Annotated in this window: 13 protein-coding genes; 6 read left to right on the top strand and 7 right to left on the bottom strand. The window is 67.1% G+C overall.

Translation table 11 applies throughout. From position 1 onward, the window contains the following. Position 1: 1 nt before the first annotated feature. Together U7114_RS13415 and U7114_RS13420 are read right to left on the bottom strand one after the other, a co-directional pair. Positions 2-2,152, bottom strand: a complete 2,151-nt coding sequence (locus tag U7114_RS13415) for an acetyl/propionyl/methylcrotonyl-CoA carboxylase subunit alpha (protein ID WP_323057630.1) — start codon at positions 2,150-2,152, stop codon at positions 2-4. 8 nt (positions 2,153-2,160) lie between these two features. Next, positions 2,161-3,768 (bottom strand): carboxyl transferase domain-containing protein, encoded by a 1,608-nt coding sequence (locus U7114_RS13420; RefSeq protein WP_157238616.1) that lies wholly within the window; start codon positions 3,766-3,768, stop codon positions 2,161-2,163. 211 nt (positions 3,769-3,979) lie between these two features. Here U7114_RS13420 and U7114_RS13425 point away from each other — a divergent pair, with 211 nt between their 5' ends. After that, positions 3,980-4,663, top strand: coding sequence for a TetR/AcrR family transcriptional regulator (locus U7114_RS13425; RefSeq protein WP_321216235.1), 684 nt, complete (start codon positions 3,980-3,982; stop codon positions 4,661-4,663). Positions 4,664-4,709: 46 nt separating this feature from the next. Here U7114_RS13425 and U7114_RS13430 read toward each other — a convergent pair whose 3' ends face one another. The 3 genes from U7114_RS13430 to pdhA are packed head-to-tail and all read right to left on the bottom strand — an operon-like array spanning position 4,710 to position 8,301. After that, complete coding sequence (locus U7114_RS13430; RefSeq protein WP_323057631.1) at positions 4,710-6,113, bottom strand: dihydrolipoamide acetyltransferase family protein; 1,404 nt, start codon at positions 6,111-6,113, stop codon at positions 4,710-4,712. 8 nt (positions 6,114-6,121) lie between these two features. Next, a complete protein-coding gene (locus tag U7114_RS13435) occupies positions 6,122-7,132 on the bottom strand; it encodes an alpha-ketoacid dehydrogenase subunit beta (protein ID WP_157238618.1) in 1,011 nt (336 codons plus the stop codon). Continuing rightward, a complete protein-coding gene (gene pdhA, locus U7114_RS13440; RefSeq protein WP_323057632.1) occupies positions 7,132-8,301 on the bottom strand; it encodes a pyruvate dehydrogenase (acetyl-transferring) E1 component subunit alpha in 1,170 nt (389 codons plus the stop codon). The genes U7114_RS13435 and pdhA overlap by 1 nt, the downstream gene beginning before the upstream one ends. Positions 8,302-8,495: 194 nt before the next feature. Between pdhA and U7114_RS13445 the strand changes: the two genes are divergently transcribed. Continuing rightward, complete coding sequence (locus U7114_RS13445; protein WP_157238619.1) at positions 8,496-8,969, top strand: Lrp/AsnC family transcriptional regulator; 474 nt, start codon at positions 8,496-8,498, stop codon at positions 8,967-8,969. A 161-nt stretch (positions 8,970-9,130) separates the two neighbouring features. Further along, positions 9,131-9,688 carry a hypothetical protein gene (locus U7114_RS13450; protein ID WP_197432392.1) on the top strand — a complete coding sequence of 186 codons (558 nt, stop codon included), beginning with the start codon at positions 9,131-9,133 and terminating at the stop codon, positions 9,686-9,688. A gap of 117 nt (positions 9,689-9,805) precedes the next feature. Here U7114_RS13450 and U7114_RS13455 read toward each other — a convergent pair whose 3' ends face one another. Together U7114_RS13455 and U7114_RS13460 are read right to left on the bottom strand one after the other, a co-directional pair. Beyond that, a complete protein-coding gene (locus U7114_RS13455; protein ID WP_157238620.1) occupies positions 9,806-11,422 on the bottom strand; it encodes a cation acetate symporter in 1,617 nt (538 codons plus the stop codon). Then, positions 11,419-11,799: a DUF485 domain-containing protein gene (locus U7114_RS13460; RefSeq protein WP_321215826.1), complete on the bottom strand. Its 381-nt coding sequence runs from the start codon at positions 11,797-11,799 to the stop codon at positions 11,419-11,421. Before U7114_RS13460 ends, U7114_RS13455 begins: the two co-directional genes overlap by 4 nt. A gap of 183 nt (positions 11,800-11,982) precedes the next feature. Here U7114_RS13460 and U7114_RS13465 point away from each other — a divergent pair, with 183 nt between their 5' ends. The 3 genes from U7114_RS13465 (at position 11,983) to U7114_RS13475 (ending at position 14,309) form a co-directional block, all read left to right on the top strand. Then, positions 11,983-13,179, top strand: coding sequence for a sensor histidine kinase (locus U7114_RS13465; RefSeq protein ID WP_323057633.1), 1,197 nt, complete (start codon positions 11,983-11,985; stop codon positions 13,177-13,179). Between the two features lie 66 nt (positions 13,180-13,245). Next, the gene (locus U7114_RS13470) at positions 13,246-13,962 is read left to right on the top strand and encodes a LytR/AlgR family response regulator transcription factor (RefSeq protein ID WP_157238623.1); all 717 of its coding nucleotides are present in this window, start codon (positions 13,246-13,248) and stop codon (positions 13,960-13,962) included. After that, a complete protein-coding gene (locus tag U7114_RS13475; RefSeq protein WP_157238624.1) occupies positions 13,959-14,309 on the top strand; it encodes a DUF485 domain-containing protein in 351 nt (116 codons plus the stop codon). The genes U7114_RS13470 and U7114_RS13475 overlap by 4 nt, the downstream gene beginning before the upstream one ends. The last annotated feature ends 4 nt before the right edge of the window (positions 14,310-14,313 follow it).

A 14,313-nucleotide genomic window follows, 5' to 3' on the forward strand; every position in this document is an offset into this window, starting at 1 on the left:
TCTAGGCTCCTTCGCCATTAAGTAAGGCTGTATCTGTGTCTGTATCTGCGGTGCGGGGGTGGACGGTCGCCAGGACCTGGTCCGCCTTCACCAGGTCCCCGGGCCGGACGCTGAGGTGCACTGTCCCGTCGAGCGGAGCCAGCAGCTGGTGCTCCATCTTCATCGCCTCCACCGAGACCAGCACCTGCCCGGCCGTGACGTCCGCACCGTCGGTGACCGGAACGGACACCACGGTTCCCGGCATGGGTGAGCGCACCGCAGGGTCGGCAGCACCCTCCTCCCGCTGAATCGCTGCAAGTACTCGCTCCAGCCGCGACTCACGCGTCAGGACTTCCAGCCGGCAGGACCAGCCCTCGCTGCCAAGGAAGAGCGCTGAAGGTCCCGGCACGACGGCGTACGTGGTGGTGCGCCCGTTGAACGTCAGCGCAACGCGTCGGCGGGAAATCATTTCCAGCCGTGCCGGACGGGGCGGCCCGCCGTCCACGGCCACCAGGGCAGTGCCTTCGGGGACAGCCCCGTCCCCGACCGGGCCGGCCGCGTTCCTGCCGCGCACGGTGGCCACGCCGCCGTCGGACGTTCCCAGGCTGACGCGGCGCGGCGCCGGTGTGCCAAGGCGCCATCCGTTGCGGGCCTGCCAGGGGCCCGGCGGCAGGGGTGTGCTGTCCTGTTCCTCCGCCTGGATGGTGAAGAGCGCCGCCGCCACCAGTTCGGCCTCGCCAACGCGGCGGAAGGCGAGGTACGGCAGTTTGCGTTCAATCAGCCCCGTGTCCAGGTGTCCCGCGCGGACATCGGCATCGTTGATCAGCAGCCTCAGGTATTCGACGTTGGTGTCCAGCCCAAGCGCCGTATAACCCGCGAGCGCCGCGTCCAGGGTGTCCAGGGCAGCTGTACGGTCCTCCCCCCACGCGATCACCTTGGAGATCATGGGGTCGTAGCTGGACGAGACCTCCAGTCCTTCCGCCAGGGACGAATCCACCCGCACCCTGCCGGCCGCCTGCCCGGGCAGTTCATCCAGGAGGAGCACTGTCCCGGTGGAGGGCAGGAAGTTTTTCTCGGGAACCTCCGCGTATACGCGTGCTTCCACCGCGTGCCCGTTAAGTTCGACGTCGGCCTGCCGGATGGTGAGTGCCCTGCCGGCGGCGATCCGCACCTGCCATTCGACGAGGTCGATGCCGGTGACCATTTCGGTGACGGGATGCTCCACCTGCAGCCTGGTGTTCATCTCCATGAAGTAGAACTGGTCCGGCGCGTCGTCCGAGACGAGGAATTCGACGGTCCCGGCACCGCTGTAGTTAACGCTGCGGGCTGCATTGCAGGCTGCCTCGCCGATGCGGGCGCGAAGGGCTGCGCCGTCCGGGTGCGCTTCGAGCAAGGGCGACGGCGCCTCTTCGATGACCTTTTGGTGGCGCCGCTGCAGCGAGCATTCGCGCTCGCCCAGGTGGATGACGTTGCCGTGGTTGTCCGCGAGCACCTGCACCTCGATGTGCCGCGGGGTGGATACCAGCCGTTCCAGGAAAAGGGTGTCGTCGCCGAAGGCGCCGGCAGCCACCCGCCGGGCGGTGGCCAGCGTCGCGGGGAGGTCTGCCGGGCGTTCCACCACGTGCATGCCCTTGCCGCCCCCGCCTGCGGAAGGCTTGATCAGCAGCGGAAACCCGACGCCGCCGGCCGCCTGCACCAGCTGCTCATCCGTCATGCCGGGCTCCGCTACTCCGGGAACCACGGGGACGCCGTAACCGGCCACGTGGTTCTTGGAGCGGATCTTGTCCCCCATCATTCTCAGCGCATCAATGCCGGGGCCGATGAAGGTGATGCCGGCCCGGTCCAGGGCGCGGGCGAAGTCGGCGTTCTCACTCAGGAAGCCGTAGCCCGGATGCACGGCTTCCGCCCCGGCCTTGCGGCACGCATCGATGATGGCCTCGATCTTCAGGTAGCTCTCCGTGGCCGCGGCGGGGCCGATCCGAACGGCCGTGTCAGCCTCGCGCACATGGCGCGCGCCGGCGTCGGCATCGCTGTAAACGGCAACTGACCGGATGCCCATGGCCCGGAGGGTGCGGATCACGCGGCAGGCGATCTCGCCACGGTTGGCCACCAGGACTGTGCTGAACATGGGCCTGCTTGCCGTGGCGGTGCCGGTGAAGGAAGGGGTGGTCATATGCTGGCTCACATCCTGAAGAGGCCGAAGGAGGTTTCCGGCAGCGGCGTGCGGGACACGACGTCCAATGCCAGGCCCAGCACGGTGCGGGTGTCGGCTGGATCAATCACGCCGTCGTCCCAGAGGCGGGCGGTGGAGTAATACGGGCTGCCCTGGTCCTCGTACTGCTGGCGGATGGGCGCCTTGAAGGCCTCTTCGTCCTCGGCGGACCACTCCTGGCCGGCAGCCTCGTACTGGTCACGCTTTACGGTGGCCAGCACGCTTGAGGCCTGGTTGCCGCCCATCACCGAGATCCGGGCTGCCGGCCACATCCACAGGAACCGCGGCGAATAGGCGCGGCCGCACATGGAGTAGTTGCCGGCGCCGAAGGAACCGCCGATGACCACCGTCAGTTTGGGCACCCGGGCAGTAGCCACGGCCGTCACCATCTTGGCCCCGTTCTTGGCGATGCCGCCCTGTTCAGAGTCCTTGCCCACCATGAAGCCGGAGATGTTCTGCAGGAAAACGAGCGGGATGCCGCGCTGGTCGCAGAGCTCGATGAAGTGTGCGCCCTTGAGGGACGACTCGCTGAAGAGCACGCCGTTGTTGGCCACGATGCCCACCGGGTGCCCGTGCAGCCGGGCGAAGCCGGTCACCAGGGTGGTGCCGTATTCCCTCTTGAATTCGTGGAACCGGCTGCCGTCCACCAGCCGGGCGATCACCTCGTGGACGTCGTACGGGGCGTTGACGTCCGTCGGCACGGCACCGTACAGCCCGTCAGGGTCTGCTGATGGTTCGACGGCGGCCTCCACCTCCCAGGCGGGCGGGGCCGGCGGCGGGAGGGTGGACACGATGTCCCGGATGATCTGCAGCGCGTGTTCGTCGTTTTCGGCCAGGTGGTCAGTCACGCCCGAGATCCTTGAGTGGACCTCTCCGCCGCCAAGCTCCTCCGGAGTGACGATCTCGCCGATCGCGGCCTTCACGAGCGGCGGCCCGCCAAGGAAGATGGTGCCCTGGTTCCGGACGATGACCGTTTCATCGCTCATGGCCGGCACGTAGGCGCCGCCGGCGGTGCAGGAGCCCATGACCGAGGCGATCTGGGGAACCTTGGCCGCGGACAGCCTCGCCTGGTTGTAGAAGATGCGGCCGAAGTGCTCCTTGTCCGGAAAGACCTCGTCCTGCTTCGGCAGGAACGCTCCGCCGGAATCCACCAGGTAGATACAGGGCAGCCGGTTTTCGAGGGCGATCTCCTGGGCCCTCAGGTGCTTCTTGACGGTCAGCGGATAGTACGTTCCGCCCTTGACCGTTGCGTCGTTCGAAATCACCAGCACGTGGCGGCCGTGGACCAGCCCGATGCCGGCGATGACGCCGGCGCCGGGGGCCTCGTCGTTGTACATTCCGTTGGCGGCCAGCGGGGCAATCTCAAGGAACGGGCTGCCCTCATCCAGCAGCTGGTCGATCCGCTCGCGCGGCAGCAGCTTCCCCCGGGCCACGTGGCGCTGCCGGGACTTCTCCGGCCCGCCCAGCGCAGCGTCCGCCAGCCTTTTCCGCAGGTCCTCCGCCAGCTCCAGCTGTGCTTCGCGGTTTGCCGCGAAGGCCCCGCCGGAAGGATCGAGCCGGGTGGCAAGGGTCTCCATTGACGCATCCTGTTCATCTTTGGACCGGCCGGCGAAAAGCCAACTCGGTTAGTACTGAGTAACTGAAATTCAGGTTAGTCTCGATTAACTGTGATGTCCAACACAGGGACTGCCTTGCTAGACTCTCCGGGTCCGAGGAGGAATCGTGCGAAGCACCGACGCGGCGCCGGCCGGCGAGCGCAGCAGTACAACCCAGCGCGGCAATACTGCGCTGCCCGGCAACACCCAGCAGCGCAGCGCCACCACCCAGCGCGGCAGTACAACGCAGCGGAGCAGTACAACGCAGCGGAGCAGGGCGAAGGAGAACCGCCGCCAGGCGCTGCTGTCCGCTGCCGCGTCACTCTTTGCCCTGCACGGCTTCAACCGGGTGTCCCTGGAGGACCTCGGTGCTGCCGCCGGCGTCAGTGGCCCGGCCGTGTACCGCCACTTTCCGGGCAAGCAGGCGGTGCTGGCCGACCTGCTGGTCACTGTCAGCCAGGAACTGCTCGACGGCGGGCGCCGGGTGGTGGCGGACAATGCCGATCCCCTGGCCGCCCTGCGGGGACTGGTGGAGTTCCAGGTGGATTTTGCCCTCGGCAAGCCGGACGTCATCCGCGTCCAGGACAGGGACTTCAGCAGCCTGTCCGAACAGGACCAGGAGGCGGTGCGGATCCTCCAGCGCAGCTACGTGGAGGTCTGGGTGGACGTCCTCGCCAGGCTCCATCCCGCGACGGACGGTTCAGAGCTCCGGATGAGGGCCCATGCCACATTTGGCCTGATCAACTCCACCCCGCACTCGGTCCGCAGCCACGGCCGGAAGGTGGCCGCCGGAACCGCCCGTCCGCTGCTCGAGAGCATGGCGCTGGCTGCGCTGCTGGTGGACGCCACGTCCCACGAACGGCCCCGGACCGCATAAGCGGTGCCGGGCAGCAACGCTCAAGCGGGCCAGGGCCGTCCGTGACCTAGACCATCGTGAGGACCATGCCGGGGTCGGCCAGGATGGCACCCACATCGGCGAGGAAACGCGAACCCTGCTCACCATCCACCAGCCGGTGGTCAAAGGACAGGCTCAGGGTCATCACCTGGCGCAGTGCAACTTCCCCGCGATGCTCCCAGGGCATCTTCCGCACGGCTCCGAGTGCCAGGATCGCCGCTTCCCCCGGGTTCAGGATGGGGGTGCCGGCGTCTATACCGAAGACGCCGATATTGGTGATGGAGATGGTGCCTCCGGACAGGTCCGCCGGCGAGGTCTTGCCGGCCCGGGCGGTTTCTGCGAGCGCTGTCAGTGCTTCTGCCAGCCGGGCCAGGGAGAGTGAGTCCGCGTCCTTGATGTTGGGCACCGTGAGGCCCCTCGGCGTGGCGGCCGCTATGCCGAGGTTGACGTAGTTGAAAGTGACGATCTCCTGGTTTTCCTCATCCCAGTGAGAGTTGAGCGACGGATTGCGCCGGAGCGCAATCAGCAGTGCCTTCGCCGCCAGGGTCAGCGGGGTCAGCTTGTATCCCGCGAATTCCCTGCCGTCCCGGAGCCTGGCCAGCAGCTCCATGGCGGGAGTGACGTCGATGGTCAGGAATTCCGTGGCGTGCGGTGCAGTGAAAGCACTCTGCACCATGGCGGCGGCCGTGAGCTTCCGGACGCCCTTGATGGGGGTCCGGGATTCCCGTCCACCCGGATACGCCTGCCCGGCGGTCGGAGTGGCAGCATCGTGGCCCGTGACAGCGCCTGCACCAACGCCGGTGGACGTGCCCTCCACAAAGTGGTGCACGTCCTCGCGGGTAATCAGCCCCTGCGGACCGGTGCCGGCCACCGATGCCAGGTCCACCCCGAGGTCTTTCGCCAGCTTCCGGACCGGCGGCGTGGACCGGGGGCGCTCGCCCGCAGGTTCGCTTTGGACAGGGCTTGTTTCGACAGGTTTGGGTTCAACAGGTTTGGGTTCAACAGGTTTGGTTTCGACAGGTTTGGTTTGGACACGGGTTGCCACATTCCCTGCCACCGGGAAGTTCCGCGGCCGCCGCGCGGGCCGGCCGGTGCTTTCGGGGACGGCGCCGTAGCCCACCAGGTTCGGTTCCCGCTTCGGCGCTTCAGGCGCGGCCTCCCGCGCTCCGCCCGAAGGTGCCTGCCCGGCGTCGTCCGCCACCTCGAAGGAGACGATAGGCTTGCCCACCTCCACGACGGTGCCCGGCTGTTCGTGCAGTTCCTTGACGACCCCGGCAAACGGGGACGGGAGCTCCACCACTGCCTTGGCCGTTTCAACTTCCGCAATCACTTGGTTCAGGCTGACGGTATCGCCCACTCCCACTTTCCAGCTGAGGATCTCCGATTCGGTGAGTCCCTCGCCCAGGTCCGGCAGCCGGAATTCCTTGATCATGGTGGCGCTCATCCTTCCAGCCCGCTGAGGGAGTTCGGCCGGCCAAGGGCACGGTCCACGCCGTCGAGGATTCGGTCCAGGCCTGGCAAATGGTGCATTTCAAGTTTGGAGTAGGGGTAGGGGATGTCGAACCCGGTGACGCGGACCGGCGGGGCTTCCAGGTAGTAGAAGCACCGCTCGGTAATGCTCGCTGCCACTTCTGCGCCCAGGCCGCCCGACTGCCCGGCCTCGTGGGTAATGACCAGGTGCCCGGTCCGGCGCACGGAGGCAACAACCGTGTCATAGTCCACCGGCGCCAGCGAGCGAAGGTCGATGACCTCGATTGAAATCCCTTCGTCGGCGGCCGCGGAAGCTGCATCGAGGGCGGTCTTGACCAGCGGGCCGTAGGCCACCAGCGTGACGTCGGTGCCAGTGGCCAGGACGCTTGCCCGGCCCATGGGCTCCGCGGCGGCAGGGTCCAGGGCCTCGTCAACCTCGCCTTTGTCGTGGTAGCGGCGCTTGGGTTCAAAGTAGAGCACGGGGTCGTCGCAGGAGATCGCCTGCTGGATCACGGTGTAGGCGTCCTGGGGATTGGCAACGGTCACCACGCGGAGGCCTGACGTGTGGGTGAAGTATGCCTCCGGAGATTCGGAGTGGTGCTCGGGCGAGCCGATGCCCCCGCCGAACGGAATCCTGATGGTGATGGGCATCTTCACGGCCCCGCGGGTGCGGTAGTGGATCTTGGCAACCTGGCTGACGATCTGGTCGAATGCGGGGTAGACGAAACCGTCGAACTGGATTTCCACCACCGGGCGGTAGCCGCGGTAGGCCAGGCCGACGGCGGTGCCCACAATGGCTGATTCAGCCAGTGGCGTGTCAACCACCCGGTGCGTCCCGAAGTCCTTCTGCAGCCCGTCGGTAACCCGGAACACGCCGCCGAGGGTGCCGATGTCCTCGCCCAGGAGAACCACTTTGGGATCGTTCTCGAGGGACTTCCGCAGGCCGGCATTGATGGCACGGGCAAAGGTCATCTGGGTCATCAGCGTGCACCTTCTTCTGAGACGGCCCCTGCGGGATCACCGAAGGAGGCCAGGTAGCGGGCGTAGTGGTCCTGCTGCCGGTCCAGCCAGGAATTGGGTGTGCTGTAGACGTGCTTGAAGACGTCCAGCGGCTCCGGGTCCGGCATGGTGGTGCATCCCGTGCGCATCTCGTGCGCCACGGCGTCGGCCTTGTCCTTCACCTGCTGCTGCAGTTCTTCGGTGAGCAGGCCCTTCCGGTCCAAGAGGGCGGCAATCCGGCTGATCGGGTCCTTGGCAGCCCAGTCCTCGAGTTCGTTGGCGTCGCGGTAGCGCGTGGGGTCATCCGCCGTGGTGTGCGGGCCCATCCGGTAGCTGACCGCCTCGATGAAGGTTGGGCCGCCGCCGCGCCGTGCCCGGTCCAGGGCCACCCGGGTTGCCGCCATGACCGCCAGGACGTCGTTGCCGTCCACGCGCAGGCTGGGGATGCCGAACCCGGCAGCCCTGTCCGCGAGCTGGATGTGGGACTGGAGCCGGACAGGCTCGGAGATTGCCCAGTGGTTGTTGGTGCAGAAGAACACCACGGGCACCTGGAAGCTTGCGGCAAACACCATTGCCTCGTTGACGTCGCCTTCGCTGGTGGCGCCGTCGCCGAAATAGGTCACGGCCACGGAATCTGCGCCATCGTTCTGGATGCCCATGGCGTAGCCGGTGGCATGCAGGGTCTGGGCGCCGATGATGATCTGCGGGGTGGCCATGTTGACCGTGTAGGGATCCCAGCCCGAGGACGCGTTGCCGCGCCACACCCGCACGAGGTCCGTCAGGTCCACTCCGCGGCAGTAAGCCACCCCGTTCTCCCGGTAGCTGGAGAAGACGAAGTCGTCGCTGCGCAGCGCGCGGCCCGAACCGATCTGCGCCGCCTCCTGTCCCAGCAGCGGCGGCCACAACCCTAGCTCGCCCTGCCTCTGCAGGGCCGTTGCCTCGACGTCGATGCGCCGGATGACGGTCATGTCCTCATAAAGGGAACACAATTGCTCGTCAGTGATGTCCCTGACCCAGTAGTCGAACTCCGGATGGCTGACCCGCTCGCCGGAAGGGGGGACCAACTGGACCAGGTCACGTCCCTGTCCATGGGGGTACCGGGCGCTGGTGGAGGCGGTGGAACCGCCCTGGCCCGTTTGGTCTGTAGACACGATAGCCCGCAATCTTCTCACGTGGTTGACCTGCGGTTTTGGGACTTGTGGTCCCGCTCGCCGCCGGCCGCCCGGGCGTCTTTGCCCCGGATATTGTGACCCTACTCACAATGCTCAGGAGGTACAACCACCGGCGCGATCATTGAGCAAAATGCTCTGCGGGGCGGCGCGGGACCGTGCTAACGTTGCGCATTATGCAAGCCCTGGATGGCACCGACACCCGCCTGCTCTCGGCCTTGGCCCAGGATCCCCGGAAGACGGTGGTGGCCCTGGCCCAGAAGCTGGGCCTGTCCCGCAATACCGTGCAGGCGCGCATGGCACAGCTGGAAAAAAGGCACGTCTTCCTGTCCTTCGAGCGGCGGATAAACCCGGCCGCCCTGGGCTACCCGCTGATGGCTTTCATCTCCGTCCATGTCCAGCAGCAGCGGCTCGCCCAGCTGGCGAAGGAACTTGCAGCCATCCCCGAGATCCTTGAGGGCTACGGCCTGACGGGGTCGGCGGACCTGCTGCTCCGGGTGGTTGCACTGGACGCCGAGGACCTGTTCCGGATCAACGGGAAGATCCTGGCGTGCGCAGGCGTGGACAGGACTGACACGGCCCTGGCCATGGGCGAACTCATTCCCTTCCGCGTGCAGCCCCTGCTTGACCGTGGTTCAGAACGCGGCTAGCAGGCTGTCCCGAATCAACGGGAAGTACGACGGCGGGAGGCGGGCTGGAGTACGACGCCGGCGGCCCGCACTATAGGCTGGTGCCAGTTAATTGGCGGGGCCGGCACAGGATCTCCGCCACCGAGCGGTGCGCAGCACCACTTTTCCCGAAAGGCTCCATTTTGAGCACTCCTCAGGAACCGTACCAGCCGGGCGGCGCCGGCCTTGGGTCCCGGCAACTGCCGCAGCAGCCGCACTTCGGGCAGGACCCGGACGCCGCACCCTTCGGGCTCCCCGGACAGCCGCCGCCCAGGAACCGGCGGAAACTGTGGATCATTTTGGCCGGCGCCGGCGGCGTCCTGCTGCTGGTGGTCCTTGGGATCATCATCCTGGTCAACATAGCGGGCAGCGCCACCAACCAGGCTCGCGGCCTGGCGGACGGCTTCACAAAGCTGGTGATCGCCGGGGACAGCTCCAAAGCCTACGACGAGTACCTCGACCCGGCGCTGAAGGAGCAGCTGTCCAAGGAGGCGTTCATTTCCGGCATCAAAAGCCTGGAGATGGACGAATCCTGCAAACCGGCGTACAACGACCTTAAGGTCGGCACCGAGAACGGGACCAAGTCGGCAGACATCGTCGGACTCATCACCTGCGAGGGCAAAGAGGTGGACCTCGCCTACCGCTTTGAAGGAGCCGACGAGCTCAAGATGACCAACATCAAACTCAGGCCCGCAGGCTAGCGGCTTCGGCAGGAACGGAAGAGCCTCCGTACCGGGAATGTTCCCGGTACGGAGGCTCTTCCGTTCGCTGCTTGTGCCCCAGGCCGGCGGCTGATGAAGGCCGGCGGCTGGCGCAGGTCAGTGGCTGGTGGCCTTTTCGGCGCCCACCCCGGTGAGGGAGCGGACTTCCATTTCGGCCTGCTTGGCGGTGTCCTCGCGCTTTTTGTCGAGGACAGTGCCCAGCCAGCCCAGCAGGAACGCCAGCGGAATGGAGACGATGCCGGGGTTGCTCAGCGGGAAGAGCGCAAAGTTCGCGTCCTTGACCATCGAGGTGGCCGCACCGGAGACCACCGGCGAGAAGATGATCAGGACGATCGCGGAGCCCAGGCCGCCGTACATGCTCCAGACCGCACCCTGGGTGGTGAACCTGCGCCAGAACAGGGAGTAGATTATCGTGGGCAGGTTGGCGGAGGCGGCGACGGCGAACGCGAGCGCCACCAGGAACGCCACGTTCTGTCCGTTGGCGAGGATCCCGCCCAGGATGGCAAGGACGCCGATGACCACGACGGTGCGCCGGGCCACCTTCACCTCAGTGTCGGCGTCGGCCTTGCCCTTGGAGATGACGCTGGCGTAGATGTCGTGGGCAAAGGAAGCCGCAGCCGTGATGGTCAGGCCGGCCACGACGGCGAGGATGGTGGCGAACGCCACGGCCGAGATGAAGCCCAGCAGCAGCGGTCCGCCGAGATAGAAGGCCAGGAGCGGGGCAGCCGAGTTCACGCCGCCCGGTGCGGTCTTGATGGTATCGGCCCCCACCAGGGCGGCCGCTCCGTAGCCCAGCACCAGGGTGAAGAGGTAGAAAAGGCCGATCAGCCAGATGGACCAGACCACGGACTTGCGGGCTTCCTTGGCCGTGGGGACCGTGTAGAAGCGCATGAGCACGTGCGGCAGGGCGGCCGTGCCCAGGACCAGGGCAAGGCCGAGTGACATGAAGTCGAGCTTCGAGGTTTCGGTCTTGCCGTACTGCAGGCCGGGGTTGAGGACGGCCGGGTTGTTGGCCGTCTCCACTGCGGCGCCCAGGAGGTTGGAGAGGTTGAAGCCGTAGATGGCCAGGACCCACAGTGTCATGACGGCGGCGCCCGCGATGAGCAGGATCGCCTTGATGATCTGCACCCAGGTGGTGCCCTTCATGCCGCCGATGAGGACGTACATGATCATGAGGGCGCCGACGACGATGATCACCAGGGACTGCCCGCCCCAGTCGCTGATGCCGAGCAGGAGTGAAATCAGGCTTCCGGCGCCTGCCATCTGGGCGAGGAGGTAGAAGAAGCAGACAGCGAGGGTGGAGATGGCGGCGGCGATGCGGACCGGCCTCTGCTTCAGCCGGAAGGACAGGACGTCGGCCATGGTGAACTTGCCGGTGTTGCGGAGGAGTTCGGCGACGAGCAGCAGGGCCACGAGCCAGGCCACGAGGAAGCCGATGGAGTACATGAAGCCGTCGTAGCCGTTGATGGCGATGGCGCCGGTAATGCCCAGGAACGAGGCGGCCGAGAGGTAGTCTCCTGCGATGGCGGTTCCGTTTTGCGAGCCGGTAAAGGAACGTCCTGCCGCGTAGTAGTCCGCGGCGGTCTTGTTGTTCCGGCTGGCGCGGAAGACGATCACCATGGTCACGGCCACGAACAGCCCGAAAATCCCCATGTTCAGCAGCGTGGTGTCCTTGAGGGCGGCCACGTCCACCGCTGTGGCGATGCCGATCATTTGTTAACTCCGCTCACTCGGTTGCCGTGCTTGTCGAATTCGTGACCCTCGATCTCGTCCCGGATCTCCTTCGCGATGGGGTCCAGCCGCCGGTTGGAGTAGCTGACGTACCACCCGGTGATGGCGAACGTGGACACGAACTGGAGCAGGCCGAGGATCAGGCCCACGTTGATGTTGCCCCAGACCTTCGTGGACATGAAGTCCACGGCGTAGTCGGCGAGCAGGACGTATGCGAAGTACCACAGCAGGAATGCGACTGCCATGGGAAAGACAAAGCTGCGGTGACGCTTGCGCAGTTCCTTGAACTGCTCCGTCGACTGGACCTGCTCGAAGTCCACGGACGCCGCTGCGTCCGGAGTGTGGGCATCGTTACCCATCGTTCCTCCTCGTTGAGACTTGCCTGGACACACCCAACGGCAGGCCCCGGAAACGGGGCACCGCAAATGTGACTGCAATCACTCTGCTGCGTGCGGGGTGCCACAATCCAGACTTAGCCCGCAGGCGGTCGCTCAACGGTTGGGATGCTGCGACAAACGGCACCCGCGGCTACGCTGGGCACCATGCCGGACTCCCCCCTCCTGACTGCCGCAGCCGTGGCCGTCATCGCCATGGCCATCGCCGTCGTCGTCGGCGTGGGACTCAAGGTGCTCCGGTCCTTCCGGGACCTGGGCACCGACGCCGAGCGCGCCACCTACCACACGCTGCACGCCGCCTCCCAGGCGGGCCAGCACCTCCGCCGCGGGCTCAACCCCGCGGGCGCAGCCAAGGCCGGCCGCCAGCTGCGTGCCCTGCTGGGTTGCGACGCACTGGCGATCATGGACACCTCCGGCGTGCTGGCATGGGACGGTGCCGGTGAAGACCTCAAACCGCGGCTGATGGACCTCGCCGCCGGTGTCCTGGCGAGCGGCCGGACGGCCGTGCTCCCGGCCGGGGACGCCGGCCCCGCCACGGACACCACCGGGGGCCCGCTCGCTGCCGTGATCGCGCCGGTGCGGGCCGGCTCCCGGGTGGTGGGCGCCGTCGCAGCGTTCGCCCCGACCGCCGGCGCGGGACTTGTCCGGGCCACCAGCGAAGTGGCGGACTGGGTGGCGGTACAGGTGGAGCTCGCGGAGCTGGACGCCTCACGCACCCAGCTGATGGAGGCCGAAGTGCGGGCGCTGCGGGCCCAGATCAGCCCCCACTTCATCTACAACTCGCTCAACGCCATCGCGTCCTTCATCAATACGGATCCCGCCCGGGCCCGGGAGCTCGTGGTGGAGTTCGCCGACTTCACCCGCTATTCCTTCCGGCGGCACGGGGACTTCACCACGCTCGCCGAGGAGCTGCGCTGCATCGACCGGTACCTGCTCCTGGAACGGGCGCGGTTCGGCGAGCGCGTCCAGGTGAGCCTTCGCGTGGCGCCGGAGGTACTCAGCACCGTCATCCCGTTCCTGAGCCTGCAGCCGCTGGTTGAGAACGCCGTCCGGCACGGGCTCGAAGCCAAGGAGGGGCCCGGGCACATCAGCATCACGGCCAACGACGCCGGTGCCTTCGCCGAGGTGACCATCGAGGACGACGGCGTGGGCATGGACCCTGCCCAGCTCCAGTCCATGCTGGCCGGCCACACCGACGGCGAGCATGTGGGCCTGCGGAACGTCGATGCCCGCCTCCGCCAGGTCTACGGCAACGACCACGGGCTGGTGATCGAGACCGCCCCCGGAGAAGGAACCCTGATCACCATGCGGGTACCCAAGTCGCAGCCGGGCCACGATGCGTGACCGGCCCCGGCCCGTGCCGGCCACCTCCGGCGCCAGCCGCAGGCTCCGGAAAGCTACCCTAGGAGCATGATTAACGTCCTCGTCGTTGATGATGAGCTGCCCGCCGTTGAGGAACTGGCGTTCCTGCTGGGCAGGGACGAACGCGTTGGAACGGTCCTCCGGGCCACCTCCGGCAGCGAAGCCCTCCACGCCCTCTCCTCCGCCTCAGTCGACGCCGTCTTCCTGGACATCCACATGCCCGCGATGTCCGGGCTGGATATTGCCCGCGCCATCGCAGGGAGCAGCCGGCCGCCCGCCGTCGTGTTCGTGACGGCGGACGAGGACCACGCGCTCGACGCTTTTGAACTCGCTGCGGTGGATTACCTGCTCAAGCCGGTGCGGGCCGAGCGCCTGGCCCGCTGCGTGGGGCGCATCAGTGAACTGCGCGACGGCGGCGCCGCCCCTGAGATGATCACGGTTGACCAGGGCGGGACCACGCGGATGATCAGGCGCGACGACGTCACCTACGTCCAGGCGCAGGGCGACTATGCGCGCCTCCACACCGCCGAGGCCAGCTACCTGATCAGGGTTCCGCTGGCCGACCTTGAGCAGCAGTGGGCGGACGCCGGATTCATCCGGACGCACCGCTCCTACCTGGTGGCCCTGAAGCACGTGACCTCGATGAAGCTCGCGGCCGACGGTCCCAGCGTCACGGTGGCGGGCGCGGGCCTGCCGATCAGCAGGCGCCACCTGCCCACGGTACGGGAGAAGCTCGAGGCCACCCGGATCAGGCCCAATACATGACCAGGGTGCGCGTAACGGCGCCGCGGACTGCGGTGCGGCCGGCCAAGGAGACGCGGGAAGCCGCCCAGGACTCCGAAGTCGGACAGGTTTTCGTCAGGTCCCTGATCCGGTCCCAGCTGCGGCTGGCCCTGGTGGTGGCCGGAGGCTTCCTGGTGATCCTTGCCGCCTTCCCCCTGCTGCTCACTGCCGTCCCCGGGCTGGCCGAAACCCCGGTGGCCGGCATTCCGTTCGCCTGGCTCCTGCTGGGGGCCGGGATCTACCCGGTGATCGGGCTCAGCGCCTGGCTGTATATCCGGACGGCGGCGCGCAACGAGGCACGGTACCGCGACCTGGCCGAGGACCAGTGAGGGA

The sequence above is a fragment of the Pseudarthrobacter sp. C1 genome, from assembly GCF_034720455.1.
Taxonomy (GTDB): domain Bacteria; phylum Actinomycetota; class Actinomycetes; order Actinomycetales; family Micrococcaceae; genus Arthrobacter.

Excerpts from the sequence above, each read along its gene's own strand:
- U7114_RS13415 (WP_323057630.1), bottom strand. The coding sequence starts at position 2,152 with ATGACCACCCCTTCCTTCACCGGCACCGCCACGGCAAGCAGGCCCATG.
- U7114_RS13420 (WP_157238616.1), bottom strand. The coding sequence starts at position 3,768 with ATGGAGACCCTTGCCACCCGGCTCGATCCTTCCGGCGGGGCCTTCGCG.
- U7114_RS13430 (WP_323057631.1), bottom strand. The coding sequence starts at position 6,113 with ATGATCAAGGAATTCCGGCTGCCGGACCTGGGCGAGGGACTCACCGAA.
- U7114_RS13435 (WP_157238618.1), bottom strand. The coding sequence starts at position 7,132 with ATGACCCAGATGACCTTTGCCCGTGCCATCAATGCCGGCCTGCGGAAG.
- U7114_RS13445 (WP_157238619.1), top strand. The coding sequence starts at position 8,496 with ATGCAAGCCCTGGATGGCACCGACACCCGCCTGCTCTCGGCCTTGGCC.
- U7114_RS13455 (WP_157238620.1), bottom strand. The coding sequence starts at position 11,422 with ATGATCGGCATCGCCACAGCGGTGGACGTGGCCGCCCTCAAGGACACC.
- U7114_RS13460 (WP_321215826.1), bottom strand. The coding sequence starts at position 11,799 with ATGGGTAACGATGCCCACACTCCGGACGCAGCGGCGTCCGTGGACTTC.
- U7114_RS13465 (WP_323057633.1), top strand. The coding sequence starts at position 11,983 with ATGCCGGACTCCCCCCTCCTGACTGCCGCAGCCGTGGCCGTCATCGCC.
- U7114_RS13470 (WP_157238623.1), top strand. The coding sequence starts at position 13,246 with ATGATTAACGTCCTCGTCGTTGATGATGAGCTGCCCGCCGTTGAGGAA.
- U7114_RS13475 (WP_157238624.1), top strand. The coding sequence starts at position 13,959 with ATGACCAGGGTGCGCGTAACGGCGCCGCGGACTGCGGTGCGGCCGGCC.